Origin of the sequence: Billgrantia bachuensis, from assembly GCF_011742165.1 — a bacterium.
In the GTDB taxonomy this organism is placed as follows: Bacteria; Pseudomonadota; Gammaproteobacteria; order Pseudomonadales; family Halomonadaceae; genus Halomonas; species Halomonas bachuensis.
The window spans coordinates 1-26313 of sequence record NZ_JAAQTO010000004.1 but is presented as its reverse complement, the minus strand read 5'-3'; the positions used below and the strand labels follow the sequence as shown (position 1 = coordinate 26313).

Genomic DNA, 26313 nt, shown 5'->3' with positions numbered 1-26313 from the left:
ATGAGTCGATACAAGGTGGAGCGCAAGACGCTGTCCGAGCAAGTGGCCGAACAGCTCGAGGCGGAGATCCTCGAGGGTCGCTTGAAGGAGAATGACCAACTGCCCTCGGAGCGTGAGCTGATGGAGCAGTTCGGCGTCGGTCGCCCCGCGGTTCGCGAAGCGCTGTTCTACCTGCAGCAGCTCGGCCTGATCGCCATCAACAGCGGTACGCGCGCCCGGGTGATTCGCCCCACGGCAGAGTCGGTCATGGCGCGTCTATCCGGCGTCACCCGACAGTTGCTGTCCAAGCCGGATGGGCAGCAGTACTTCCAGGAAGCGCGGGCGATGTTCGAGATCTCGCTGGCGCGCTACGCGGCTCGCCATGCCAGCGACGAGGATCTTCAGCGCCTGCGTGACGCCTTGACGGACAACCGCGATGCCGTCGGCGACGAGGCGCGCTTCAAGCGCTCCGACAACGACTTCCACGGCGTGCTGGCGAGCATCGGCCGAAACCCCATCTTCGATGCCATTCACGTAGCGCTTTCGGAGTGGCTCGATGACCGTCGCGCCCTGGTATTGCAGCAGAAGGACGAGGACAAGGCGGCGCTTTCCGCCCATATCGAAATCGTCGAAGCGATCGAATCGCGCGACCCCGATGCCGCCGAGGCGGCCATGCGGCGGCACCTCGATCGGCATTACGGGACCTATATGCAGCTCAAGAAGCGCCTTTCGGAATAAACAAATGTCTGCGCGAGCGAATCGCTGCGTTGCGCGGTGCTCGGAATCCTCACATATACCCCATATGCTCCGGTTCCTGTGCTCCGTGCGCCTTGCGCTTCATCTCGCTCGCCAATTTGCTCAGCGCTTCCAAACTCCGCTTTCATCATTCAATTCCGCCCTATAAAGAGACGCCGCGCTTCCAAGGGATGAAGTCATACTGCGCCAGACGCACTGCGTGTGGGCGGTAGCGGCCGGAGGCGGTGTCGATACAGCGCTGCAGGAGTTCGTCGGCCAGCTCGGCGATGCTCGCTTCCCCGCGAATGATCGGCCCGGCATCGAAGTCGATGACGTCGCCCATGCGGCTGGCCAACTCACTATTGCTGGAGATCTTCAGAACCGGGGTAACCGGGTTGCCGGTAGGCGTACCCAGGCCGGTGGTGAAGAGGATCAAGTTGGCGCCCGAGCCGGCCAGGGCAGTGGTGGACTCCACGTCGTTGCCCGGGGTGCAGAGCAGGTTGAGTCCCGCCCGGGTCTGCGGTTCGGTGTAGTCGAGTACATCCACCACGGGGCTGTCGCCGCCTTTCTTGGCCGCACCGGCCGATTTCATGGCATCGGTGATCAGGCCGTCGCGAACGTTGCCCGGCGAGGGGTTCATTGAGAAATCGGCGCCCACCCGGGCGGCGTGTTGCTGGTAGGCCTCCATCAGCGCCTGGAAGCGCTCGGCCACGGCGTCGTCCCGGCAGCGGGCGATCAGTTCGTGCTCGACGCCGCACAGTTCGGGAAACTCACTGAGAATGCCGCTGCCTCCCAGCGCTACCAGGCGATCGACCACGGCGCCCACCAGCGGATTGGCCGAAAGCCCCGAGAAACCGTCGGAGCCGCCGCACTCGACCCCTAGCGAGAGAGCCGCGAGCGGGGCAGGAGCGCGCTCGACGCGATTGGCCTCAGCCAGGCCGTCGAAAATGGTCATCAAGGCTTCACGGATCAGCGCTTCCTCACTGGTGCTGGTCTGTTGCTCCAGGTAGTGAACGGGACGCAGTCCACGCGGGTCGCGCTCGGTCACGGCGGCTTTCAGCATCTCGATCTGGGCTTTCTGGCAGCCCAGGCTGAGCACGGTGGCTCCGGCCACGTTGGGGTGACAGATGTAGCCTGCCAGCAACTGGCACAATGCCCGGGCGTCGTCGTCGGTACCGCCGCAGCCGAGGGTATGGGTGAGAAAGCGCACACCGTCGACGTTGGGGAAAAGCCGCTCGCGCGCCGGTGTGTCCGGCTCGGTGGTGCTGTCGCCATGCAGTAGCGTTCGCGCCATGCGCTTGTAGTCGCGAAAGGGGTCTTCACCCAGCGCATCGGCAACGCACTGGCGCAACACCTCGATGTTGCGGTTTTCGCAGAACACCAACGGTACCACCAGCCAGACGTTGGCCGTGCCGACCTTGCCGTCGGGGCGGTGATAGCCGTCGAAGGTGGTACCGGCAAAGGTCGACACGTCCGGTGCCCGCCACTCGCCGCGTTTCGCCTGGGGCATGGTAGTGGCGGTGCTGTGTTCGGTGTTGTCGACGGTGATGGCCGTGCCTGCCGGAATGGGGCGAGTCGCGCGACCCACGGTCACGCCGTACATGATCACGGCGTCGCCAGGGGCCAGGTCGTCAAGACTGAACTTGTGCTTGTGGCGGATCGGTTCCAGCAGCTGCAGTTCACGGCCGCCGTCCTCTACCCTGGTGCGTGCCGGCAGGTCCTTCAGCGCCACGCGTACGTTGTCTGCGGCGTGAACGCGCAGGCTATCGAGTTGGCCGCTGTCGCTGGCAATGGTTTCGCTCATGGGCTGAGGCTCCAAGTACAGGGCGCTAGGCGTCGTTGCCCGCGGGTTCGGCGATTACGCCCTGGGTCTGGGTGCCCAACCCTTCGATGCCCAGGCGCATCCGCTGACCGGGCCGCAGGTAGACCGGCGGCTTCTGGCCCATGCCGACTCCCGGTGGGGTGCCGGTGGAGATGACGTCGCCGGGCGTGAGCGTCATGAACCGGCTCAGGTAGCTGATCAGAAAGGGGATTCGGTAGACCATGGTACGCGTGTTGCCGTTCTGGTAGCGGTGGCCATCCACCTCCAGCCACAGGTCGAGCTCATGCGGGTCGTCGATCTCGTCCGGTGTCACCAGCCAGGGGCCCAGCGGGCCGAAGGTATCGCAGCCCTTGCCCTTGTCCCAGGTGCCGCTGCGCTCGAGCTGAAACTCCCGCTCGGAGACGTCGTTGACCACGCAGTAGCCGGCCACGTGCTCCATGGCGTCGGCTTCGGCTACGTAGCGCGCCTGCTTGCCGATGACCACCCCGAGCTCGACTTCCCAGTCGGTCTTGCTGGAACCGCGGGGGATGATGACGTCGTCGTCGGGCCCGCAGATGGCGCTGGTCCACTTGTTGAAGACTACCGGTTCGGGCGGCACCTCGGCGCCGGTCTCGGCGGCGTGGTCGGAGTAGTTGAGGCCGATGCAGATGAACTTGCTCACTCGGCCCACGCAAGGACCGAGCCGGGTATCGGCGGCTACCTCGGGCAGGCGGGAGGGATCCAGCTCCGCGAGCCGGGTCAGGCTGCTTCGCCCCAGACGCTGACCGTCGAGATCGTCGATATGGGCGGACAGATCGCGGATCACACCATCGGTGTCGAGCAGGCCGGGTTTTTCATGGCCCTTGGGACCGAAGCGCAGCAGTTTCATGTCGTCTCCTCTCTCGGGATTCAGATCGGCTCGGGGGTCAGATCAACCAGCCGCCGTCGATGATCTGGGCGGTGCCGGTGGTATAAGCGGATTCGTCAGCGGCGAGATAAGTGGCCAGGGCGGCGATCTCCTCCGCCGTGCCAAGCCGCCCCAGCGGCTGGCGAGCAAGAAATTCGGCGCGCACTTCGGCCTCGCTTCGCCCTTGCCGTTGGGCCTGGTCGCGAATGCGCTGGCGCAGCGAGGGGGAGTCCACGGTGCCGGGGCAGATGGCGTTGCAACGTATGCCCTGGCCGATGTAATCGGCGGCGATCGACTTGGTCAGGCCGATCACTGCAGCCTTGGTGGTGCCATAGGCGCAGCGATTGGGCACGCCCTTGAGGCTGGAGGCCACCGAGGCCATGTTGATGATGCTGCCGCCGCCATGCTCGATCATGCTCGGCAGCAGGGCGCGGGTCATGCGCATCATGGCGGTTACGTTCAAGGCCAGCGACAACTCCCAATCACTATCGCTGCCCTCGAGCAGCGAGCCGCTGGCCACGAAGCCGGCGCAATTGAACAGCACGTTCACGGGAGGCAGCTCGCCGGCGAGGGCTTCGACGGCCTGCGAGTCCAGTACGTCGAGACCTCGGATCTCGATGCCCTCGCTGGGCGACAGATCGCCAAGCTTGTCCGCATCGATGTCGGTGGCGATGACATGGGCTCCCTCGGCGGCGAAGCGCAGGGCGGTCGCACGCCCGATTCCTTGCCCCGCGGCAGTGATCAGCGCCGTCTTGTCGCGCAGTCGCATGGCGGTTCCTCATTGTGGTTATAGAGCGGCGTGGTTTCGGGGCGGAGCCTGAGTCAGATGGTATGACAGGATACTAGCCTGACGTTTATCCCGATTATGGCCCAGTCCGGAGGAAATGCAACTCAACGCCGACGAAGCGTTAGTCAGCGCGCAAGCCAGCCGCCATCCACCGCAAGGGCATGGCCGTTGACGTAACCGGCGGCATCGGAGCAAAGGAAGATTGCGGCACCGGCAAGGTCGTCAGGCGTTCCCCAGCGACCGGCGGGGATGCGACCGAGAATCTCGGCGCTGCGCGTCTCGTCCTCGCGTAGCGCCTGGGTGTTGTCGGTGGCCATGTAGCCGGGGGCGATGGCGTTGACCGTGATGCCATGGGCGGCCCACTCGTTGGCCAGCAAGCGTGTCAGGCCGAGGATGCCGCTCTTGCTGGCGGTGTAGGAGGGCACGCGAATGCCGCCCTGAAACGACAGCATCGATGCGATGTTGACGATGCGTCCCGGTGCCTTGCGCTCCATCAGGTGACGAGCCACTTGCTGGCTGAGAAAGAAGGCGGCCTTGAGGTTAAGTTCCATTACCTCGTCCCAGTCCGCCTCGGTGAATTCCAGCGCCGGGGCGCGGCGGATGGTGCCCGCATTGTTGACGAGTGTATCGATGCGCCCCAGGCTTTCGACGCCCTGGGCAACGATCTCTTCGGCGCGATCATGGCCGAGCCGGACCTCGAGATTCACGTAGCGACGGCCCAGCGATTCGATGCGCCCACGGGTCTCGTCGGCGGCACGGCGGTTGACCCCGACGACGTCGGCGCCGGCTTCGGCCAGGGCCACGGCGATGCCTTGCCCGAGCCCCTTGTTGCAACCGGTGACCATGGCGACCCGACCATCCAGTGAAAAGCGTGACATGCGATTTCTCCCTCTGCGATGCGATTGTGCCTGCAGAGGTGAAGATAGCGTCGATCGTCATGAAAGGGCGAAGTCGCCGGTCACAGACGAGGGCTCGGTACCGCCGTCGATCCGCACCGCGCGGCCTGGCGCACGGGCAACCAACTGAAAGGAAAGTACAAAAGAGACTTTCCATTTGGGCTCGAACGCGCTAGTATACGCCTCGTTCTCAGGGGCGCCGACACGGTCGGTCAACCTGGAAGCGTCGCTCTTCGCTGCTTCTCGTGGCGCATGAGCGATGCGAAAAAAGTCGGAGCGTGGCGCAGCTTGGTAGCGCGCTGCAATGGGGTTGCAGAGGTCGCAGGTTCGAATCCTGTCGCTCCGACCATTGATTCAGAAAAACCGCCACTGACGGGTTCGCCCGGGTGGCGGTTTTTCGTTGCGCTCTGTCCCTCTTGCTCGCGCTGTGCGTCCCATTGTCTCGTTCAGAGTTCTTCCCAGATGCGACGCCTGAATTCCTGCGGTAGAGTGGTTACTTGCTTGAGCCGCTGCATGTGCTGGTCGGCAACCTCGCGGGCGATTTCCTCATAGCACTCCTGCATTTTCTGCGGGTCGGTACCGTGGGTTTCATAACATTTGCCGAGCTGCTCCCCGGCGGCGGAGAGAGCAGCGAAGAAGCGTGCTTCCTGCTGCATCACGTCGGTCAGGCTCTCCATCCAGGCAAGCTGCATGCGTGTCATCGGGGTGATTCCCTGTACCCATTGTTGAGCCCACCACTCCACGAGCGGCTGTGAAGGGCCGAGAGCCGGGAGCTGGCGAGAGGGCGTGGTGCTGGCGCTGGCCATGTCGAACTCCTGTCGCGAAAAGCGCTGATGAACGGGGGCGGGTTATCCATCTGAGTGTAGCTCAGCCATGGCTTGATCCATGTTTTTTTGCTGCGCTGCGTTATGAACATTTTGCGTTTTCCTGGCATGTTTCTTTACGCTTGGTTCATGGCATGCTTCCCTTGTGCGGGCTGGCAGATACGAGCTGGTTCGTGCCTCGGCGTGTGGCTCTGGCCTGGATAGGAGGACTTTGGCATGTGGGAAGTCATCAAGTCCGTACTTGCCGCTTTCCTCGGAGTGCAACGAGAACAGCAGCGGCTCAAGGACTTCGAGGAAGGAAACCCGATCGCCTTCATTGTCACGGGTATCGTGCTGGCAGCAGTGCTGGTGGGGGTGATTGCGTTGGTAGCGGTACTTGCGGCAGGCTAAGCGGGCTGACGCTGCGTTGATTGGCGCGTTAGCCAGAAGGCTTAGGCGTAGGCAGTGACTTTCAAGATTAGATCTCTATATACTCGATGAAGAAGCGGCTAATGTTCTCCATGGATGAGAGCCCCCGACCCCTGACACTCGGGGCAGCCGTTCGCTACAACTACAAGTTTTCGGGAGGCGTCGATGCGGACTCTGCTCGTCTGGCTGGCAGGGGTCTTGATCCTTGTTGGCTCGAGCCAGGTGGCTCTGGCAAACGGCTGGAACATGCCCGTTGGGGTTTCGAGCCTCAGTGGCGAAATCTATGGCTTGCACATGACCATTTTCTGGATCTGTGTGGTCATTGGTGTAGTCGTGTTCGGGGCGATGTTCTATTCCCTGTTCCGCTATCGCCATTCCAAGGGCGCCAAGTCAGCCAACTTCCATGAGAACACTACCGTAGAGATCATCTGGACAGCGGTTCCGCTGCTGATCCTGGTCGGTATGGCGGTGCCGGCCACCGCGACGCTGCAGAAGATCTACGATCCCTCCGACGCCGATCTCGACGTGATGGTCACGGGGCAACAGTGGCGCTGGCGCTACGAGTACCTTGGCGAGGACGTCTCCTTCAATTCGAACCTGGCCACGCCCAGGGCGCAGATCAACGGGGAAGAGGAGCGCGGCGAGCACTACCTGCTCGAAGTCGATGAGCCGCTCGTTCTCCCCATCAATCGCAAGGTTCGCTTCCTGTTCACTTCCGATGACGTCCTGCACGCCTGGTGGGTGCCCGAGCTGGCCGTCAAGCAGGACAGCATTCCCGGCTTCGTCAACGAAAACTGGGTCCGCATCGAGGAGCCGGGCATCTACCGCGGCCAGTGTGCCGAGCTTTGCGGCGTCGATCACGGCTTCATGCCGATCGTCGTGCAGGCCGTCGAGGAGGAGGAGTTCGACACCTGGCTGGCCGAGCGCAAGGAGGCGGCTGCCGAGGAGGCCATGGGCATCGACCGCGAATGGGAGATGGATGAGCTGATGGAGCGTGGCGAAGGCGTCTTCGGCAGCATCTGCGCCTCCTGTCACCAGCCAGAGGGGCAGGGTTCGCCGCCCGCCTTCCCGGCTCTGGCCGGCAATGAGCAGTTGATCGAAGATGCCGACTGGCACATCGAGACCGTCCTGAACGGCGTCTCCGGTAGCGCCATGCCGGCGTTCCGCAGCACGCTCAACCCCGTCGAGCTGGCTGCAGTCATCACCTTTACGCGTAACGCCTGGGGCAACGAGACCGGCGACGTGGTTCAGCCCTCCGAGATTGCCGAACGGCTGGAAGAGTGAGCGGCGGGCACGGCGTGCGCGCCGTGCCCTGACCTGACGCGCGATAACAAGACATAGTTTATGGAGTTTTCCGATGGCCCCAAAGGTACCTCCTCAAGCGATTCTCGAGCAGAGCAGCACCGCCGCGGAAGCCGGGCATGGACATGCTCATGAGACCCCGCCGAAGGGCATGCTGCGCTGGCTGCTGACCACCAATCACAAGGAGATCGGGACCCTTTACCTGATCTTCTCGCTAACCATGTTCTTCATCGGCGGCATCTTTGCCCTGGTGGTTCGGCTCGAGCTCTTCCAGCCTGGGTTGCAGTTCGTCAGGCCCGAATTCTTCAACCAGATGACCACCATGCATGGTCTGATCATGGTATTCGGGGCGATCATGCCGGCGTTCACCGGCCTGGCCAACTGGATGATACCGCTGCAGATCGGCGCCCCCGACATGGCGTTGCCGCGCCTCAACAACTTCAGCTTCTGGCTGCTGCCGGTGGCCTTCGGTCTGCTGCTTTCCACGCTGCTGATGCCTGGTGGCGGCCCCAACTTCGGCTGGACCTTCTATGCGCCGCTGTCGACCACTTACGGGCCACCTTCGACGACGTTCTTCATCCTGTCGCTGCATATCGCCGGTATCAGTTCGATCCTGGGCGCGATCAACATCATCGCGACCATTCTCAACATGCGCGCACCGGGCATGCGCTTGATGGACATGCCGCTGTTCGTGTGGACCTGGCTGATTACCTCCTTCCTGCTGATCGCCGTCATGCCGGTGCTCGCCGGGGTGGTGACGATGATGCTCATGGACATCAATTTCGGCACCAACTTCTTCAACGCCGCGGGGGGGGGTGATCCGGTACTGTTCCAGCACCTGTTCTGGTTCTTCGGGCATCCCGAGGTCTACATCATGATTCTGCCGGCGTTCGGCATCGTTTCGGCGATCATCCCGACTTTCGCCCGCAAGCGACTGTTCGGCTACGCCTCCATGGTGTACGCCACCGCCGCCATCGCCATTCTCTCGTTTCTGGTGTGGGGGCACCATATGTTCGCCGTGGGGATGCCGCTGGTCGGCCAGTTGTTCTTCATGTACGCCACCATGCTGATCGCGGTGCCTACGGGGGTGAAGGTCTTCAACTGGGTGGCGACCATGTTCCGCGGTTCGATCAGCTTCGAGCCGCCGATGCTGTTCGCTCTGGCCTTCGTGGTGCAGTTCACCATCGGCGGCTTCTCGGGCCTGATGCTGGCTATCGCCCCGGCCGATTTCCAGTATCACGACACTTACTTCGTGGTGGCGCACTTCCACTACGTACTGGTACCCGGGGCACTCTTCGCCATCCTGGCGGGGGCTTACTACTGGTTGCCCAAATGGACCGGGCACTATCCTCACCTGCGCCTGTCCCAGTGGCACTTCTGGCTTTCGGTGATCGGCGTCAACCTGACCTTCTTCCCGATGCACTTCTCGGGGCTGGCCGGCATGCCGCGGCGGATTCCCGACTATGCACTGCAGTTCGCCGACTTCAACCTGGCGTCCTCGGTCGGGTCGTTCATCTTCGGCTTTTCCCAACTGCTGTTCGTCGCGGTGATCGTGCTCTGTGCGCGAGGTGGCCAGAAAGCACCGGCGCAGGCCTGGGGCGATCATACGGATGACCTCGAGTGGAGCGTGCCGAGCCCGGCGCCGCTGCACACCTTCGAGACGCCACCGACCTTTCATCGCCCGGCGCATTGAGCGCAGGCTTCCGGCCGAGGCTCGATGGCCGGAAAGTGAGCAGGAGTGACGCATGGTTCGTAACGAGACGGATGAGCGTCAGGCGGGGGTCAAGCGTACGGTCTGGCGCAGCGCGGCGGCATTGGCCGGCATGTTCGCCTTCGCCTTCGCCCTGGTGCCGCTGTATGACGTCTTCTGCAAGGTGACGGGTATCAACGGCAAGGTCGATACCACGGCGCAGGCCCTCGTTCACGAGAATGTCGATGAATCGCGCACGGTTACCGTGCAGTTCATCACTCGCAGCGGGGCGGGGCTGCCATGGCGAATGGAGGCGGAAACCCGCCAGGTTCGCCTGCACCCGGGGCAGACCTCCGAGGTGTACTTCACTTTCGTCAATCAGAGCGATGCGGTGAGTTGGGGGCGTGCAGTTCCCAGCGTCTCGCCTTCCACGGCCACGCGTCACGTACGCAAGGCAAGCTGTTTCTGTTTCGAGGAGCAGCAGTTGCAGGCGGGGGAGCGGCTGGAGCTGCCGTTGGTGTTCCAGCTGGATCGCGACCTGCCCCCGGAGGTCGGTACCGTCACCCTGGTCTATACCCTCTATCCGATCGAGGGCAAGCATGAGCCGCTTCAGGCGGATGTCCAGACCATACAAGGAGAAGAGGCATGAGTGGCAGTTACTATGTCCCGGCAACCAGCAAGTGGCCCGCGCTGGGCTCTTTGGCCCTTGGGGTGATGATGATCGGGGCTGGCATGATGCTGGTTCACGACCGCGGCAGCATCGTCATGCTGGTTGGCCTGGCAGGTGTCCTGGCGGTGATGGCGCTATGGTTCCGCGATGTTATCGCCGAGTCGCGAAAAGGCTTGTACGACACCCAGATGGACCGCTCCTTCCGTTGGGGAATGGGCTGGTTCATCTTTTCCGAGGTCATGTTCTTCGCCGCCTTCTTCGGTGCCTTGTTCTATATCCGCTTCTTTGCCATTCCCTGGCTGGGTGGCGAAGGTACCAAGGGCGCCACGGCGCTGCTCTGGCCCGAGTTCACCGCGCACTGGCCGCTGATCAGCCCGCCTGACTCCTCCATTGCCGGCCCGGCCCAGGTCTTCAGCCCCTGGCAGCTGCCGCTGGTCAACACGCTGATCCTGATCTCTTCCAGCATTACCCTGACCGTAGCGCACGAGGCGCTCAAGGAAGGCCACCGCAAGGTGTGCCGCAATTGGCTAGCCGGCACCGTGCTGCTGGGCCTGTGCTTCATCGCCATTCAAGGCGTCGAATACTACGAAGCCTATGCCCACTACGGCATCACCTTGAAGGCCGGCGTCTATGGCGCGACCTTCTTCATCCTGACCGGGTTCCATGGGCTGCACGTCATCGTCGGTACGATCATCCTGATCGTAATGCTGGCGCGGATCGTGCGTCGCCATTTCACACCCGAAGAGCACTTCGGCTTCGAGGCGGCCAGTTGGTACTGGCACTTCGTCGACGTGGTCTGGGTAGGCCTGTTCATTACCGTTTACGTATTCTGATCGCCAGCGCCTGCCTCGCTCGGTAGGCGCCCCCCGTGGCAGCCTGGGGTCATGCTTCGCCCAGGCTGCCGAAGAAGAAACCGTAGAACAGCAGGGCGAGAAGCAGCGCAGCGAGTGTGACGCGAATCTTCAGCGATACCAGCAGCCGGCGTGATTGGCTGTCGTCGCGCAACAGGAAACCGACACCGGCTGCCAGGCTGGTCAACATGGCCAGAAACACGACGGCTATCAAGGTCTTGAGAAACATGGGGGACTCCGTTGGAGGTCAGGGACCGAGGCGTGGCAAGCGCATGCCCGGCTGGCGGTCGAGCATATGGTACCTGCTCTGGTCGCTGCTGGTGATATTGGGATTGTTGCTTGGACTATGGCAGTGGGAGCGGGCCGACGACAAGCGCAGTTATCTTGCCCGGCTGGATGCGGCACCAACGTTGGAAGCCCCGAAGGAGATACCGCCAGCCGGGTCTCATCTGATCCTGCGTGGTGAGTACCTGGCGGGGGAGACACTATTCCTCGATAACCGCACCCACGAGGGGCAGTTGGGGGTAGCCGTGCTGACGCCGCTGCGCGCTGAGGACGGACGCCTGTGGCTGGTGCAGCGCGGTTTCCTGCCGACCGGGCCGAGCCGGGCGACACCCGAGACCACGACGCCCGAGGGCGAGGTTGCGCTGCGGGGGCGCTGGCAGGCCGCCGGCGATCCACCGCCGCTCTACGGACCCAATCGGGAAGGGAGGCGCCTGCAGCGCATCGAGCTCTCCGCCTGGGATCTGCCGGGCGGCTTTGCGCATGATGGCTGGCTGCATCTCGAACAGGGGCCTGGCCGTCTTGAGCCCTGGTGGACGCCCAACGTGGTGCCACCCAGTCGCCATGTCGGCTATGCGGTCCAATGGTGGGGGTTGGCACTGGCGGCCTTGGCGGTGATGATCATCGGGGGGCGCCGGCTGGCCGGAGATAGGCGCCATGCGCTGGGCGGCTCCCCTCATGAAGGTGATGAACGATGAGCAAGCATTACGAGGAAGTGCCGTGCAGGAAGCCATGAACGTCCGTCATCAGCGCTTGAAGCTGTTGGCTCTGATCGCCGTCTTCGCACTGCCGATGTTGACGGCATGGATCATGCTGACTTGGCGCGTCGGCATCCCGGAAGAGCATACCGCTCATGGAGAGCTGGCTCCCCCAGTGCCATCGTTGCCGGAGTGGCCGTTGGTCGAGCGCCAGGCGTCTTTCGATGGCGGCGACTGGGTACTGGCTTTCGACTGTACCCGTGACTGTGAGGCCCTGGCGGACCGCTGGTGGCGTATGCATCGGGCGCTGGGTCGCGAGGCTCCTCGCGTCACGCGCTTGCGCATAGGCGGCAGCGCCGAAGCCCTGCCCGGCGAGGAAGTCAGCCAGTGGAGGGAGATGCCCGAGTGGCAGGCAGCGGGCGCTGTCTGGCTGCTCGACCCGCAGGGGCGGGTGGTGTTGCGCTACGATGATAGCGTTGCGGAGCGCGACGTAAAGGACGACCTGACTCGTCTGCTGAAACGCAATCCCGATCCGCGCGCGGCCGAGGAATTCGAAGGAAGCTAGCGTTGAAGCCGTCTCCTCCCGGTTCGCCGAGCGATGTGACATGTTCGACTCGAGACATGACAAGATCCAGGACGCCATTCATGCAGGATGTGTCGATGCCAACTCTTCACGGTCAGGCGCATGTGCGTCGGCTTCGTCTATTGTTGAGCCTAAGCCTGGTGGGCGTCGTTTTCACCAGTGTCGTGGTCCTGATCGGCGCCTGGACGCGTCTGGTCGATGCCGGCCTTGGGTGCCCCGACTGGCCCGGTTGCTACGGTGAGCTGGTGGTGCCTGATGTGGAACGTGCCTTGCTGCACTCACCCGACGCCCCGCTGGAAGCTTTCAAGGCCTGGGTCGAGATGATTCATCGCTATCTGGCATCGACGCTCGGGCTGCTGGTAATCGGCCTGTTGCTGCTGGGTGTCAGGTTGCGTCACAGCCCCGGCTATCCGTGGAAGACCAGCGTGGCCCTGCTGGGCGTGATCCTGCTGCAGGGCGCCTTCGGTGCCTTCACGGTGACGCTCAAACTGTGGCCGCAGGTCGTGACCCTGCACCTGCTGGGAGGGCTCTCGGTACTGGTGCTGTTCCTGTGGCTGCATCTGGGGCTGCGCCGTTTTGCCAAGGGTGCCCAAGCCGCCGCGGCGAAGCGTCGGCTGACTCCGTTGTGGATAGCGGCCGTGGCGTTGCTGGTGCTGCAACTGGCGCTGGGGGGTTGGGTCTCGAGCAACTATGCCGGTATCGCTTGCCAGGGCTTTCCCACCTGTAACGGACAGTGGTGGCCCGCGATGGATTGGAGCGAGGGGTTCCACCTGACGCAGACGGTGGGGCCAAATTATCTGCATGGCCAGTTGCATGCCGATGCCCGCACCGCCATCCACCAGGGGCATCGCATCGGTGCGCTGCTGCTGGGGTTGGCGCTGCTCATGCTGACGTTGCGCTACTGGAGAGAGGCGCGCATGCGCCCCTGGCTCGGTGGGCTGCTCATCGCCTATGGTGTTCAGCTAGGGTTGGGGATCGCCAACGTACTGATGTGGCTTCCCTTGTGGCTGGCACTGCTGCACACGGCCGGAGCTCTGTCGCTCGTGCTGCTGCTGGCACTGGCCGTATGGCACTGGCGAGAGCCGGTCACGGAAGTCGAGGATTCGACACGAAGGGAGAAGGAGTGGGTGCATGTCTAACGCACTGACGAAGCGTGAGGGGATCAAGGGCACGCTGTTGATGCAGCTGGGCCTGCACGAATCGGCCGCCTGGACCTGGCAGGACCTGCTCACGCTATGCAAGCCCAGGGTAGTAGTGGTGATGCTGGTGTGCGCCCTGGTGGGCATGGCACTGGCGACACCGAGTTTGCCGTCGCTTGCCACGGTGGTGTTCGGCCTGGCCGGTATCGGTATGGCCGCCGGCGGAGCGGCTGCCTTCAATCACGTGGTCGATCGCAGGCTCGATGCGATGATGCTGCGCACCTCGCAGCGCCCCCTGGCAAGCCAGCGCATGCCCACCGTGCTGGCGCTGGGCTGGGCGTCGCTGCTCTCCATTGCCGGCATCGCCCTGTTGCTGTGGCAGATCAACGCGCTGACGGCTTGGCTGACGCTGGCGTCGTTGATCGGTTACGCCCTCATCTATACGGCTTTCCTCAAGCGCGCGACACCGCAGAACATCGTCATCGGTGGCGTGGCTGGGGCGGCGCCCCCCATGCTCGGCTGGACGGCGGTTACCGGACAGCTAGGGCCGGAGCCGCTGTTGCTGGTGCTGATCGTGTTCGCCTGGACGCCGCCGCACTTCTGGGCGCTGGCGATCCACAAGCGTGATGAGTACGCTCGCGCCGGTGTGCCGATGCTGCCGGTGACCCATGGCGAGGCGTTCACGCGGCTGCAGGTATGGCTTTATGGCTGGTTGACCGTTGCCGTGACGCTGCTGCCTTTCGTCATCGGCATGAGCGGCGCCGTTTATCTGCTTGGCGTGATGGCGCTGAATCTGCGCTTCATGTACTGGAACTGGAAGGTTTGGCGCGGCGCGGATTCCAAGGCCCCTTTGGCTGCCTTCTGGTTTTCTATCCGCTACATCCTGGGTGTGTTCGGTGTGCTGTTGCTGGATCACTATGCGGGACTCTGGGCGATGTAGCGACGCTGCGCGATATCAGTCACCGCTCTGCAAGCGCCCGGTATGGATATGCCGGGCGCTTGCCGTTGCGTCACTGCCGCTGTGGCTGAAACGTACTGGACCTGTATCAGGACCTGGCTTGCGTTACAATTCGATGGATCATTCGTCAGCCTGGAGATTCGATGACGACGACAACGGCATTGATCCTGCTTGCCGTGAGCCTGGCCATCGTGGCTGGCTTGGCGGCTTATGCCTTTACTCTGTGGCAGGAGGTGAAGCGCCGAGAGGCCTTTCGTGAGGAAGAGCTTCGCCGCGCTCACGAGAACTGTCTATCCAACCTCGAAATCGTCGCTTCCTCACTGCTGCAGGAGCAGGTGGACATAACGGAAGGCGCCTGGCGCTGCAAGCTGTTGCTCGACATCCTCGATCCCAGTCTGATCGAGAGGCCCGGCTTCCAGGCCTTCGGCGAGGTTTACTCACGCACCCAGCATCTGCATACTCATTCCGCACGCAAGCAACTGACGCCGCGCGAGCGAATGCGTGAGGATCGTGAGCGTCTCGAGGTCGAGGCGGAGTGGCGTCAGCCGGTACTGGCGGCAGCGGAAGAGCTCCTTGCGTTTCGCCGCGGCTGGCCGGGTAGCCTGCATTGAAGCTATACAAATACTTTACGGCAAGGTATGTTGGCGGCGCCTAGCGTACTCCGCCAAGCTAATCAATGGCCATTTCCCGGGTTTTTCCTGGCAATATTCGGCACAATGGTCAACGAATGGAGTGTGACGGCGCTTTGAGCAAGGGCGGGAAAGGCCTACACTTGAAGCCGTTGGGTCAATGAATGTCCTGACCTTCGGGGTAGTTCGCTTTACGTAGCCCCGAGATGAAATCAAGAAGGAGTCTTGCAATGAAAAAATCAACGACTGGCTTGCTGTTGGGTTCTGCGCTGGTGATCGGCCTCTCCGGCTGCGCCACCGATTTCCAGAAGGGCGGCGATAGAGCGGGTGGTACGGCAACGGCGTCGACCGGTAATGCCTGGTATCAACAACCTCTGGTCTGCGGTATCGCGGGTGGTCTGATTGGCGGCAGCATCGGCTATGCCACCAGCGGCGAATCCGACGAGGAAAGTGGTGCCGCAACCGGTGCAGTGGCTGGCTCCGCGATCGGTGCCCTGCTGTGTGCCGATCGTTCGCCGGAGCCCGTAGCCGAGCCCGAGCCGATGCCGGAGCCCGAGCCCGCGCCCGCTCCGGCCCCCGAGTTCGAGCCGGTGGTGCTGGACAGCGAAGTAACTTTCGCCTTCGATTCAGCTGAAATTCGCGAGAGCGCCTACCCGACTCTGGACCAGGTGGCTTCGACCCTGCGCGAGAATCCTCGTATGCGGGTTAGCATCGAAGGCCATACCGACTCCGTCGGTTCCAACCAGTACAACATGGACCTGTCCCAGCGTCGTGCCGACTCCGTTCGCGATTTCCTGGTCTCTCGCGGAATCGACACGAATCGCATGACCACACGTGGCTACGGCGAAGAGCAGCCGGTTGCGACCAACGAGACCGACGCAGGTCGTGCTCAGAACCGTCGCGTCGAGATCAATAACTGGGATTGATCGAAGCGGTACGGACCTTCGTCCGGTCACGCTTTCGGCAGGGGCACCTTCGGGTGCCCCTGTTGCGTTACACGATCTCTTCCTGCCTCGTCATGGCGCAGGAGGGCCTGATTCTGTTAGTCTTGTCGACCGCCGTGACGTGCAGCGGGGCCGTTTGACACGGCACTCGTATCGCCCAGGGTAATGGGCGGGCTGCACACCTCGCGGACTGATGACCTTTTTCTAATCTGCTATCAACCGCGACACGTGATCTTTGGTATGGATCACCACTGCGCAAAGGATGTTTTGATGCCCATCGTGACCCTGCCGGACGGCAGCCAGAGAACTTTCGACGAACCCCTCAGCGTAATGCAGCTTGCCGAGTCCATCGGCCCCGGGCTGGCCAAGGCCTGCGTGGCCGGCAAGATCGACGGTGCGCTGGTGGACGCCGCCGACATTATCGATCATGACGCTGATGTGGCGATCATCACGGCCCGCGACCCAGAGGGACTGGAGGTCATTCGCCACTCCTGTGCCCACCTGATCGGGCACGCCGTCAAGCAGCTCTATCCCGAGGCCAAGATGGCCATCGGCCCGGTGATTGACGACGGCTTCTACTACGACATCGACTTCGACCGCTCCATCACGCCTGATGACCTGGCCGCGATCGAAGAACGCATGAAAGTGCTGATCGACAGCGAATACGACGTGATTCGCGAGTATGTCGACCGCGACCATGCGATGCGCACCTTTGAGGAGCGCGGTGAGCCCTACAAGCAGGAAATCATTCGCGACATCCCCGAGGGCGAGACCATTCGCCTGTATTTCCATAAAGAATATACCGACATGTGCCGGGGGCCCCACGTGCCCAATACGCGGCACTTGAAGGCGTTCAAGCTGACAAAGCTGGCCGGCGCGTACTGGCGTGGCGATGCCAGCAAGCCGATGCTGACCCGTATCTACGGCACTGCCTGGGGCGACAAGAAGCAGCTCAAGGCCTACCTGCAGCGCCTAGAGGAAGCCGAGAAGCGCGACCACCGCAAGCTGGCGCGCAAGCTCGACTACTTCCACATGCAGGAAGAGGCGCCAGGTATGGTGTTCTGGCACCCCAAGGGCTGGACGCTGTGGCAGGTCGTCGAGCAGTACATGCGCAACGTCTACCGCGAGGGCGGCTATCAGGAGATCCGCTGCCCGCAGATCATGGACGTCTCGCTGTGGAAGAAGTCGGGCCACTGGGACAACTACGCCGAGAACATGTTCTTCACCGAGTCGGAGAAGCGTGAGTATGCGCTCAAGCCGATGAACTGCCCGGGGCACGTCCAGGTCTTCAATTCCGGGCTGCGCAGCTATCGCGAGCTGCCGGTACGCTATGGCGAGTTCGGCGGCTGTCACCGCAACGAGCCGTCGGGTGCACTGCATGGCATCATGCGCGTGCGCGCCTTCACCCAGGATGACGGCCACGTGTTCTGCACCGAAGCCCAGGTCGAGCCGGAGGTGACGGCTTTCCACCGCCAGGCGCTCAAGGTCTATCGCGATTTCGGCTTCGAGGACATTGCGGTCAAGATCGCCCTGCGTCCCGAGAAGCGCCTGGGTGGCGACGACGTCTGGGATCGCGCCGAAGCGGCACTGCGTGGGGCTCTTTCGGCCTGCGAGGTGGAGTGGGAAGAGCTGCCCGGCGAAGGGGCTTTCTACGGCCCCAAGATCGAGTATCACATGAAGGACTGCCTCGGGCGCGAGTGGCAGGTCGGCACCATGCAGGTCGACTTCATGATGCCGACGCGCCTTGGTGCTCAATACGTGACCGAGGAGGGGGACCGCAGGCCTCCCGTCATGCTGCATCGCGCCATCGTGGGGTCGATGGAGCGCTTCATCGGTATTTTGATCGAGCACTATGCCGGGGCCATGCCGCTGTGGCTGGCACCGGAGCAGGCCGTGGTGATGACCATCACCGATTCGCAGCGCGATTACGCTCACGATCTCGAGCGTCGCTTGCAGAAAATTGGCCTTCGCGTCAAGGCGGACTTGAGGAACGAGAAGATCGGCTTTAAAATCCGCGAACATACGTTGCAGAAGGTTCCCTATCTTCTGGTGGTAGGAGATAAGGAAGTCGAAGCCGACTCGGTTGCCGTGCGCACGCGCACCGGCGAAGACCTTGGTACCATGACCGTTGATGCCTTCATTGAGCGGATTCGGGCCGAAGGGTGGTAGCATAGGTTGGTAAAGACAGGTTGGTAACGACATCGTCAATTACCGGAACGGAGACGGAACGATCAAGCGAAGCAGCCAGCGCGCACGTCCACAGGACAAGCGCCCCCCTATGAACGAGCGGATAACCGAGGATCAGGTTCGCCTGATCGACAGCGACGGCGAGCAGCTGGGCGTAGTGCCCACCAGCGAAGCGCTCGAGCGTGCCGAAGCGGCCGGTCTTGACCTCGTCCAGATTTCCAATGCCGATCCGATCGTCTGCAAGATCATGGATTACGGCAAGTTCGTCTTCGAGCAGAAGAAACAGAAGTCAGCTCAGAAGAAGAAGACGAAGCAGATTCAGGTCAAGGAAGTCAAATTCCGGCCTGGCACCGACGAGGGCGACTACCAGGTCAAGCTGAAGAACCTGATTCGTTTCCTCGAAGGTGGCGACAAGGGCAAGGTCACGCTGCGTTTTCGTGGCCGTGAAATGGCGCACCAGGACATCGGCCGCAAGCTGATGGAGCGGATTGCCGCGGATCTCGAGGACATCGGGACCGTGGAGGCCTTCCCCAAGATGGAAGGGCGCCAGATGATCATGATCATTGCCCCCAAGAAGAAGTGATCCGAAGGCCAGCCAAACGGGTGGTCGGCGCGAGCCGCCCACCGGCCCCGGGTTTTCTGAAAAATCTCGAGCGGAGTTATTCTCATGCCGAAAATCAAGAGCAACAGCGGCGCTGCCAAGCGCTTCAAGAAGACGGCCAACGGCTTCAAGCACAAGCAGTCGTTCCGTAGCCACATCCTGACCAAGAAGTCGACCAAGCGGAAGCGTCAACTGCGCGGTATGAAGCAGATTCACGACGCCGACAAGGCACTGATCCAGCGCATGCTGCCGAATCTTTAAGCCTTTGGTTGCCCCACTTTAACGTCAGGAGAAAGCCATGACTCGTGTCAAGCGTGGTGTCGTCGCTCGTCGTCGTCACAAGAAAGTTCTCAAGCTGGCCAAGGGCTACTACGGTGCGCGTTCGCGCGTCTTCCGCGTAGCCAAGCAAGCCGTCATCAAGGCCGGTCAGTACGCCTACCGTGACCGTCGCCAGCGCAAGCGTCAGTTCCGCGCCCTGTGGATCCAGCGTATCAACGCCGGTGCCCGCCAGCACGGCCTGTCCTACAGCCGCTTCGTCGGTGGCCTGAAGAAGGCCGGCATCGAGATCGACCGCAAGGTGCTGGCCGACCTGGCCGTTCACGAGAAGGCTGCCTTTGCCGCCATCGTCGAGAAGGCCAAGGCTGCCCAGTAAGTGACATCGGCCGATGGCGACGGGCCGGCCCAGGCCGGTCCGTCACGATGCCAGACCGTCGCAGGGGAAGAGCAGCCGCTCTTCCCCTGTTTTTTTAGGGGCACCGTCCATGGCGGCCACCCTACGGGCCGTCGCTGGCGCGACGTCAGCAATTGCTAACGGCGATTGCTGCCACGCGCCACTGACGCGTTAACAGTAGAATCAACGATTTCGGAGCTCAGCGGATGGACCATCTACCGACATTGGTCACCGAGGCCCGTCAGGCCATACAGGCCGCCGAGAGCATCGCGGCGCTCGATGAGCTGCGGGTGCATTACCTTGGCAAGAAAGGCGAGATTACCGCCCAGTTGAAGGGGCTGGGCAAACTGCCGGCGGACGAGCGGCCGGCAGCCGGAGAGCGCATCAACCAGGCCAAACAGGCCCTGGCCGAGGAGCTCGATGCCCGCCGCAAGTCGCTGGCGAAGGCCGCACTCGAGGCCCAACTGGCGGCGGAGCGCATCGACGTGACCCTGCCGGGGCGCGGCCATGTCAGTGGCGGTCTACATCCGGTCACCCTGACCCTGGAGCGTATCGAGGGGCTGTTCGGCCGTATCGGTTATGACGTTGCCGTAGGGCCGGAAGTCGAGGACGACTACCATAATTTCGAGGCCCTAAACATTCCGGCGCACCATCCGGCACGGGGCATGGCCGATACCTTCTACTTCGACGCCACGCGACTGCTGCGTACTCACACCTCGCCGGTACAGGTACGCACGATGAAGGAACAGGCGCCGCCGATCCGCATCGTCTGCCCGGGACGAGTCTATCGCAGCGACTCCGACCTGACGCATACGCCGATGTTCCACCAGGTCGAGGGGCTACTGGTGGACGAGGACGTGAGCTTCGCCGACCTCAAGGGCACCATCGAGGATTTCCTCCACGCTTTCTTCGAGCGTGACGATCTCTCGGTGCGTTTCCGGCCCTCCTATTTCCCGTTCACCGAGCCGTCCGCCGAAGTCGATATCCAGTGCGTGATGTGTTCGGGCGACGGCTGCCGTGTCTGCTCCCACAGCGGCTGGCTGGAAGTGATGGGTTGCGGCATGGTGCACCCGGAAGTCTTTCGCCACTCCGGCATCGATTCGGAGCGCTACAAGGGCTTCGCCTTCGGCATGGGCGCCGAGCGTCTGGCCATGCTGCGCTATGGCGTCAACGACCTGCGAATGTTCTTCGACAACGACCTGCGCTTCTTGCGCCAGTTCGCCTGATTCGAGCTTCGCACGAGCCCGGATGGCGTGACATGAATTTCGGCCGAACACAGGATTGACCATGAAATTTTCCGAACAGTGGCTGCGTGAGTGGGTATCCCCGCAGCTGGGCGTACAGGGGCTGGCCGACCAGATCACCATGGCCGGCCTGGAAGTGGATGCCGTCGAGCCCGTTGCCGCGGACTTCAGCGGCGTCGTGGTAGCCGAGGTCGTCGACAAGCAGCAGCATCCCGACGCCGACAAGCTGAACGTATGCCAGGTGGTCGATGGCAGCGGCGAGACGGTGCAGGTCGTGTGCGGCGCCACCAACGTGGCGGTTGGGCAGAAGGTGCCTTTCGCTCGAGTAGGCGCCGTGCTGCCCGGCGACTTCAAGATCAAGCGGGCCAAGCTGCGCGGTGTGGAATCCCGCGGAATGATCTGCTCTGCTTCCGAACTGGGACTGGCCGAGGAGACTTCGGGAGGTATTCTGGTACTGCCCGCCGATGCTCCGGCCGGCGAGGACTTTCGTGCCTGGATGGGGCTCGACGACCATACCGTCGAGGTGGACCTGACGCCCAACCGCGGGGATTGCCTGAGCCTCAAGGGGCTGGCGCGGGAAGTCGGCGTGCTCAATCGGTTGCCGTTGACACCGCCCGCCATCGAGCCGGTCGCGCCAAGCCACAACGAGACCTTCCCGGTGCGGGTCGAAGATGCAGAGCGTTGCCCGCGTTATATCGGCCGGCTGATCAAGGGCGTCGACGTCACCGCAACAACGCCGCTGTGGATGGTCGAGCGCTTGCGGCGCAGCGGTATTCGTTCGATCGACCCGGTGGTCGACGTGACCAACTACGTGATGCTCGAACTGGGCCAGCCGCTGCATGCCTTCGACCGCGAGAACCTGCATGGTGCGGTGGTGGTACGGCTGGCACGCCAGGGCGAACAACTGACCCTGCTCGACGGTCAGGAGATCAGCCTGGATGCCTCCACCCTGGTGATCGCCGACGAGCGCGGTCCGCTGGCGATTGCGGGGGTGATGGGGGGTGAGTATTCCGGGGTCGGGCCGGCAACGCGCGACATCTTCCTCGAGTCAGCCTTCTTCTCTCCGCTGGCGGTGGCAGGCCAGGCTCGCTCCTATGGCCTGCATACCGATGCATCCCATCGCTTCGAGCGCGGTGTCGACCCGCAGCTCACCCGCGATGCGGTGGAGCGTGCCACGGCACTTCTGCTGCAGATCACCGGCGGCGAGCCGGGGCCGCTGGTAGAGGCGGCAAGCGCGGCGCACCTGCCGGGCGAGCGCGAAGTCACCCTGCGTGCCGAACGGCTGGAGCAGGCACTGTGCAAGACACTGCCCGGCGAGGAGGTGCAGGAGATTCTCGAGCGGCTGGGCATGCGGATTCGTGCCGCTGAGGCCGGTTGGCAGGCGCAGGTGCCGAGCTGGCGTTTCGATATCGCCATCGAGGAGGATTTGATCGAGGAGGTGGCGCGCATACACGGCTACAATCGCTTGCCGGTGCGTCGCCCGGCGGCGCGTCTGGCACTGCGCCCCGATCATGAGGCGCGTACGCCCCTGGCACGATTGCGTCACCAGATGGTGGCGCGCGGCTATCAGGAGGCCGTCACTTACAGCTTCGTTGCCCCCGAGCTGCAGCAGGTACTGCTGCCGGACGCGGTATCGCCGCGGCTGGCCAATCCCATCTCCAGCGACCTCGCGGTGATGCGGGCGAGTCTGTTCCCGGGGCTGGTGCGGGCGCTCGAGTACAACCTCAACCGTCAGCAGACCCGTGTACGCCTGTTCGAAACGGGGCTGATCTTCCGCGGCGACCTGGACGAGCTGGAACAGACGCCCATGGTCGGGGCATTGGCCTGCGGCGAACGCTTCCCCGAAGGCTGGTCCGGTGGTCGCGAGAAGGTCGATTTCTTCGACCTCAAGGGTGATCTCGAGAGCCTGATGGCGCTCGGCGGCGAGGAGGGGGCCTGGCGCTTCGAGCCCGGCGAGCATCCTGCTCTGCATCCGGGACAGAGTGCGCGAATCATCTTCCGCGGCGAACCGGTGGGCTGGATCGGAGCGCTGCATCCTGGGGTCAAGGCCGAGTTGGGGCTCAAGGTCGAGGTGTTCCTGTTCGAGGTGCGCCAGGACGCGCTGACCCACGGCAGCTTGCCCAGCTTCGAGCCGTTGTCGCGTTACCCGGAAGTGCGCCGGGACCTGGCCTTCCTGCTCGAGGAAGATCGCCCCGTACAGGCGCTGCTGGATTGCGTGCGCAATCAGGCGGGTGAGTGGTTGCAGGAGCTGAGGTTGTTCGACGTCTATCAGGGCAAAGGGGTGCCCGAGGGCAGCAAGAGTGTTGCCTTGGGCTTGACCTGGCAGCATCCTTCGCGCACGCTGAATGACGAGGAAATCAATCAGTTGGTCGATGCCATCGTCGTCGAATTGCATCAGCATCTGGGAGCCGAGCTGCGCGGATGAACGCGCGAAGGATCGCCGGAAGCCGTGCAGGCGGCGGGCTGGACCGCCACTCTGAGGAGGGGACATGGGAGCGTTGACCAAGGCGGAACTGGCCGAACATCTTCACGCCGAGTTGGGTCTGACCAAGCGTGAAGCCAAGGCCATGGTAGAGGCTTTCTTCGAGGAGATCAGGGCGTGCCTGCGCGAGAACGAACAGGTGAAACTGTCGGGGTTCGGCAATTTCGACCTGCGCGACAAGCGTGAGCGCCCCGGGCGAAACCCGAAGACCGGCGAGGAGATCCCCATCTCGGCACGTCGTGTCGTGACTTTCCGCCCGGGTCAGAAGCTCAAGAGCCAGGTGGAGCGCTACGAAGGTTCGGCGCCTAGCTAAGGCTCGCGCCTAACCAGGTTTCGCGACTCACTGTCGGCGCAGGATGCCTCCAAGGGGGTATCCTGCGTACTACACGCCCCCGCCACTCTCCATCAACCAGGTGACGACCACCTTGAGGATGTAGCCCATCATGCCCGCTCCGAGCACTACGAAGAGCATGATGGTGCCAAAGCGGCCGGCCTGGGATTTCTTGGCCAGGTCCCAGATAATGAAGCTCATGAAGAGGATCAGCCCGCCGATGAGCAGGGGGGTGATCCAGGCTTCGAATGTCTGCGTCTGCAGCATGTCGCCTCCTCGAACGAAAGGCCGACTATTATACTCGGGCATGCCCCGAGCTGCATGCGACACCTCGTCGCCGAGCGGCGAGGCTGGCTGTCGAACTGCGTCAGTGGCCTGCGCCGTGGTATTATCTCGTTGAATAGTTCAGGTTTAGCCCCGACATGCCAATGTTGAAGATCTTCGTAGGAACCATGTATGGCGGTGCGCTCGATGTCGCCGAACAGGTCGCTCCGCTGTTCGAAGCGGCCGGCTACGATACCGCCATTCTCGAACAGTCGACGCTCGAGGACTTGACCGAGGAGCGGCCCGACTTGGCGCTGTTCTGTGTCTCCACGACCGGTAGCGGCGATTTTCCCGGCAACTTCGTGCCCCTCGCGCGCGCGCTCGACGAGCAGAGTCCATCGCTGGTGGGACTGCGCTACGGCGTTATCGCCCTGGGCGATAGCTCCTATGGCGACACCTTCTGTGGCGCCGGGCGCCGCCTCGATGAGATGCTCGAGGGGCTGGGTGCCACTCGCCTGGGAGAGCGCCTGGAGGTCGACGCCATGGAAACTTTCATGGCCGATGACGCGGCGCTGCCCTGGGCCGAGGAGTGGATCGAAACCCAGCAGCTCAAGGTGGCCTGAGATGAATGCCGCGCCGACGGCGGAACGGCTGAGCCTGATGGCGGGCCTGCTGGTGCTGATGTTTGCCACCGTGCCGCGCTATCTCGCCGGCGGGCACCAGAACCGCCTGACCTTGATCGTCATTGCCATTGCGGTGGTGGCGGTCGTGGCGGCCGTGAACTGGCGCATGCTGGAAGGCAGGGAGCGTGCCCGGCTGCCCCGGCTGGGCAAGCGACTGGCAGTGTCGCTAGTGGCCGGGCTGGCACTGATGGGACTGTGGCATGCGCTATTCACCGCCTGGATCAGTTGGCAGCTGCTGATCGCGCATGGTGCCACTCTTGGATTGCTGCTGCATGCCTTGTGGCTATGGTGGCGTCCCGTCAGCCAGTCGGCTTGACCTACGCCGGGTGCTGTTGCGCCCGGCGCTTTTGCTGTTAGCGGGTATCTTTTTCACACCAGTCGGTAGCAGGGCTCGTACTCGCGCCCCGGCAGCTTCATGCGGCCCTGGGCTACGAAGGAGCCAAGCAGGTCATCCAGGCGGCGCATCAGCTCCGACTCGGCGTGCAGTTTGAAGGGGCCATGGGCCTCGATGGCACGCAGCCCATGCTCCTTCACGTTGCCGGCTACGATTCCCGAGAACGCACGGCGCAGGTTGGCCGCCAACTCATGGACCGGCTGGTTGCGGTGCAATGCCAGGCCAGCCATCGCTGCGTGGGTAGGTTCGAAGGTTTCCTGAAAATCGCGGGCGATGGTCAGCCGCCAGTTGTAGTGGAAGGCGTCCTGCTGGACACGGCGGAATTCGGTGACGCTGTCGATGCCCTGACGCATGGTGCGAGCGACCTCGACGGGATCGTCGACGATGATGCGATACTTGTCGCGTACCGCCTCGCCCAGGGTATAGACCAGGAACTCGTCGATGCGCTGGAAGTAATCAGCCGAATTGGCCGGGCCGGTGAAGATGACCGGCAGTGTCATGTCGTGGTTGTCCGGGTGGAGCAGGATACCCAGCAGGTACAGGATCTCCTCGGCCGTGCCAACGCCGCCGGGGAAGACCACGATACCGTGACCGAGGCGCACGAAGGCCTCCAGGCGCTTCTCGATGTCGGGCATCACCACCAGCTCGTTGACTAGCGGGTTGGGCGCTTCGGCGGCGATGATGCCGGGTTCGGAAATGCCCAGGTAGCGGCCATCGCCGATACGCTGCTTGGCATGCGCCAGGTTGGCGCCCTTCATCGGCCCCTTCATGGCGCCGGGGCCGCAGCCGGTACAGATGTCCAGCTCGCGCAGGCCGAGCTGATAGCCGACGTCCTTGGTGTACTCGTACTCCTCGCGGGTGATCGAGTGACCGCCCCAGCACACCACGATGCCAGGATCGCGTCCGGGCTTCAGGGTGCCGGCCTTGCGCAAGATATGGAATACCGCATTGGTGGTGCCTTCACCCGTGGTGAGGTCGAACCGCTGGTGCTGCTGAATCTCGTTGTAGACGTAGATGATGTCGCGCAGCACCGAGGAGAGGTGCTCGCGAATACCACGAATCATCTTGCCATCGACGAAGGCCTCGGCAGGGGCATTCGTCACCTTGAGACGTATGCCGCGGTCCTGCTGGATGACCTCGATATCGAAGTCGTGATAGGTCTCCATCAGCACCAGGCTGTCGTCGGTCATGCTGCCAGAGCTGAGTACGGCGAGAGAGCAGCGCCGCAGCAGGTCATGCAGGCCGGCCTTGGAGGTGTCGCGCAGGCGGTTGACCTCGTGCTGCGAGAGCACTTCCAGGCTTCGCAGGGGCGAGATGGTGGCGGAGATGGTGTCGGGCATGAAACGATCCTTGTGGTGTCGGCTTGCGTCCCTG

29 protein-coding genes and 1 tRNA gene are annotated in these 26313 nt (G+C 63.1%); 22 read left to right on the top strand and 8 right to left on the bottom strand.

Annotated elements, in window-relative coordinates; translation table 11 throughout:
* Complete coding sequence (gene nanR, locus HBJ55_RS01510) at positions 1-717, top strand: transcriptional regulator NanR (RefSeq protein WP_167110342.1); 717 nt, start codon at positions 1-3, stop codon at positions 715-717.
* A 160-nt stretch (positions 718-877) separates the two neighbouring features.
* On the opposite strand, the gene HBJ55_RS01505 is transcribed toward nanR, so the two are convergent.
* The 4 genes from HBJ55_RS01505 to kduD form a co-directional block, all read right to left on the bottom strand.
* On the bottom strand, positions 878-2518 hold the full coding sequence (locus HBJ55_RS01505; protein ID WP_167110340.1) for a UxaA family hydrolase: 1641 nt from the start codon (positions 2516-2518) through the stop codon (positions 878-880).
* A gap of 25 nt (positions 2519-2543) precedes the next feature.
* Positions 2544-3404: a fumarylacetoacetate hydrolase family protein gene (locus tag HBJ55_RS01500; protein ID WP_167110338.1), complete on the bottom strand. Its 861-nt coding sequence runs from the start codon at positions 3402-3404 to the stop codon at positions 2544-2546.
* Between the two features lie 37 nt (positions 3405-3441).
* Positions 3442-4191 carry an SDR family oxidoreductase gene (locus tag HBJ55_RS01495; protein WP_167110336.1) on the bottom strand — a complete coding sequence of 250 codons (750 nt, stop codon included), beginning with the start codon at positions 4189-4191 and terminating at the stop codon, positions 3442-3444.
* Positions 4192-4334: 143 nt separating this feature from the next.
* Positions 4335-5087, bottom strand: coding sequence for a 2-dehydro-3-deoxy-D-gluconate 5-dehydrogenase KduD (gene kduD / locus HBJ55_RS01490; protein ID WP_167110334.1), 753 nt, complete (start codon positions 5085-5087; stop codon positions 4335-4337).
* A 290-nt stretch (positions 5088-5377) separates the two neighbouring features.
* On the opposite strand from kduD, the gene HBJ55_RS01485 reads away from it, so the two are divergent.
* A tRNA-Pro gene (locus HBJ55_RS01485) sits at positions 5378-5454 on the top strand.
* Positions 5455-5551: 97 nt separating this feature from the next.
* Here the strand turns inward: HBJ55_RS01485 and HBJ55_RS01480 are convergent.
* Positions 5552-5911 (bottom strand): hypothetical protein, encoded by a 360-nt coding sequence (locus tag HBJ55_RS01480; protein ID WP_167110332.1) that lies wholly within the window; start codon positions 5909-5911, stop codon positions 5552-5554.
* A gap of 234 nt (positions 5912-6145) precedes the next feature.
* On the opposite strand from HBJ55_RS01480, the gene HBJ55_RS01475 reads away from it, so the two are divergent.
* From HBJ55_RS01475 to HBJ55_RS01455, 5 genes are all read left to right on the top strand, one after another.
* Positions 6146-6319, top strand: a complete 174-nt coding sequence (locus HBJ55_RS01475; protein ID WP_167110330.1) for a DUF2970 domain-containing protein — start codon at positions 6146-6148, stop codon at positions 6317-6319.
* 183 nt (positions 6320-6502) lie between these two features.
* Positions 6503-7621 carry a cytochrome c oxidase subunit II gene (gene coxB, locus HBJ55_RS01470; RefSeq protein WP_167110328.1) on the top strand — a complete coding sequence of 373 codons (1119 nt, stop codon included), beginning with the start codon at positions 6503-6505 and terminating at the stop codon, positions 7619-7621.
* Between the two features lie 73 nt (positions 7622-7694).
* Positions 7695-9332, top strand: coding sequence for a cytochrome c oxidase subunit I (gene ctaD, locus HBJ55_RS01465; protein WP_167110326.1), 1638 nt, complete (start codon positions 7695-7697; stop codon positions 9330-9332).
* Positions 9333-9384: 52 nt separating this feature from the next.
* Positions 9385-9978, top strand: a complete 594-nt coding sequence (locus HBJ55_RS01460) for a cytochrome c oxidase assembly protein (RefSeq protein WP_167110324.1) — start codon at positions 9385-9387, stop codon at positions 9976-9978.
* Positions 9975-10832, top strand: coding sequence for a cytochrome c oxidase subunit 3 (locus HBJ55_RS01455; protein ID WP_167110322.1), 858 nt, complete (start codon positions 9975-9977; stop codon positions 10830-10832). The genes HBJ55_RS01460 and HBJ55_RS01455 overlap by 4 nt, the downstream gene beginning before the upstream one ends.
* Before the next feature lie 49 nt (positions 10833-10881).
* Here HBJ55_RS01455 and HBJ55_RS01450 read toward each other — a convergent pair whose 3' ends face one another.
* Positions 10882-11079: a DUF2909 family protein gene (locus HBJ55_RS01450; protein ID WP_167110320.1), complete on the bottom strand. Its 198-nt coding sequence runs from the start codon at positions 11077-11079 to the stop codon at positions 10882-10884.
* A 43-nt stretch (positions 11080-11122) separates the two neighbouring features.
* Here HBJ55_RS01450 and HBJ55_RS01445 point away from each other — a divergent pair, with 43 nt between their 5' ends.
* The 13 genes from HBJ55_RS01445 to ihfA all read left to right on the top strand — a co-directional run bounded on the left by HBJ55_RS01445 (position 11123) and on the right by ihfA (position 23580).
* Entirely contained in the window at positions 11123-11830 is a 708-nt protein-coding gene (locus HBJ55_RS01445) for an SURF1 family protein (protein ID WP_240935940.1), read from the top strand.
* Complete coding sequence (locus HBJ55_RS01440) at positions 11811-12395, top strand: redox-active disulfide-containing membrane protein (protein WP_240935939.1); 585 nt, start codon at positions 11811-11813, stop codon at positions 12393-12395. Before HBJ55_RS01445 ends, HBJ55_RS01440 begins: the two co-directional genes overlap by 20 nt.
* Positions 12396-12490: 95 nt before the next feature.
* Positions 12491-13552: a COX15/CtaA family protein gene (locus HBJ55_RS01435; RefSeq protein WP_167110316.1), complete on the top strand. Its 1062-nt coding sequence runs from the start codon at positions 12491-12493 to the stop codon at positions 13550-13552.
* Positions 13553-13592: 40 nt separating this feature from the next.
* Complete coding sequence (cyoE, locus tag HBJ55_RS01430; protein ID WP_167110636.1) at positions 13593-14492, top strand: heme o synthase; 900 nt, start codon at positions 13593-13595, stop codon at positions 14490-14492.
* Between the two features lie 161 nt (positions 14493-14653).
* Complete coding sequence (locus HBJ55_RS01425) at positions 14654-15121, top strand: DUF2489 domain-containing protein (RefSeq protein WP_167110314.1); 468 nt, start codon at positions 14654-14656, stop codon at positions 15119-15121.
* 248 nt (positions 15122-15369) lie between these two features.
* Positions 15370-16065: an OmpA family protein gene (locus HBJ55_RS01420; RefSeq protein WP_167110312.1), complete on the top strand. Its 696-nt coding sequence runs from the start codon at positions 15370-15372 to the stop codon at positions 16063-16065.
* Positions 16066-16353: 288 nt separating this feature from the next.
* Positions 16354-18252, top strand: a complete 1899-nt coding sequence (thrS, locus tag HBJ55_RS01415; RefSeq protein WP_167110310.1) for a threonine--tRNA ligase — start codon at positions 16354-16356, stop codon at positions 18250-18252.
* A gap of 31 nt (positions 18253-18283) precedes the next feature.
* Entirely contained in the window at positions 18284-18853 is a 570-nt protein-coding gene (gene infC, locus HBJ55_RS01410; RefSeq protein ID WP_442907174.1) for a translation initiation factor IF-3, read from the top strand.
* A gap of 84 nt (positions 18854-18937) precedes the next feature.
* Complete coding sequence (gene rpmI / locus HBJ55_RS01405; RefSeq protein WP_089725334.1) at positions 18938-19132, top strand: 50S ribosomal protein L35; 195 nt, start codon at positions 18938-18940, stop codon at positions 19130-19132.
* A gap of 37 nt (positions 19133-19169) precedes the next feature.
* Positions 19170-19523, top strand: a complete 354-nt coding sequence (rplT, locus tag HBJ55_RS01400) for a 50S ribosomal protein L20 (protein WP_104203667.1) — start codon at positions 19170-19172, stop codon at positions 19521-19523.
* A 224-nt stretch (positions 19524-19747) separates the two neighbouring features.
* Positions 19748-20767 carry a phenylalanine--tRNA ligase subunit alpha gene (gene pheS, locus HBJ55_RS01395; protein WP_167110306.1) on the top strand — a complete coding sequence of 340 codons (1020 nt, stop codon included), beginning with the start codon at positions 19748-19750 and terminating at the stop codon, positions 20765-20767.
* Between the two features lie 61 nt (positions 20768-20828).
* Entirely contained in the window at positions 20829-23210 is a 2382-nt protein-coding gene (pheT, locus tag HBJ55_RS01390) for a phenylalanine--tRNA ligase subunit beta (RefSeq protein ID WP_167110304.1), read from the top strand.
* A 64-nt stretch (positions 23211-23274) separates the two neighbouring features.
* Positions 23275-23580 (top strand): integration host factor subunit alpha, encoded by a 306-nt coding sequence (gene ihfA, locus HBJ55_RS01385; protein ID WP_167110302.1) that lies wholly within the window; start codon positions 23275-23277, stop codon positions 23578-23580.
* 69 nt (positions 23581-23649) lie between these two features.
* On the opposite strand, the gene HBJ55_RS01380 is transcribed toward ihfA, so the two are convergent.
* Entirely contained in the window at positions 23650-23865 is a 216-nt protein-coding gene (locus tag HBJ55_RS01380; protein WP_167110300.1) for a DUF2788 domain-containing protein, read from the bottom strand.
* 155 nt (positions 23866-24020) lie between these two features.
* Between HBJ55_RS01380 and HBJ55_RS01375 the strand changes: the two genes are divergently transcribed.
* A complete protein-coding gene (locus HBJ55_RS01375; RefSeq protein ID WP_167110298.1) occupies positions 24021-24485 on the top strand; it encodes a flavodoxin domain-containing protein in 465 nt (154 codons plus the stop codon).
* A 1-nt stretch (position 24486) separates the two neighbouring features.
* Complete coding sequence (locus tag HBJ55_RS01370) at positions 24487-24861, top strand: hypothetical protein (RefSeq protein ID WP_167110296.1); 375 nt, start codon at positions 24487-24489, stop codon at positions 24859-24861.
* A 53-nt stretch (positions 24862-24914) separates the two neighbouring features.
* Here HBJ55_RS01370 and ppnN read toward each other — a convergent pair whose 3' ends face one another.
* On the bottom strand, positions 24915-26279 hold the full coding sequence (gene ppnN, locus HBJ55_RS01365) for a nucleotide 5'-monophosphate nucleosidase PpnN (protein WP_206022144.1): 1365 nt from the start codon (positions 26277-26279) through the stop codon (positions 24915-24917).
* Positions 26280-26313: the final 34 nt, after the last annotated feature.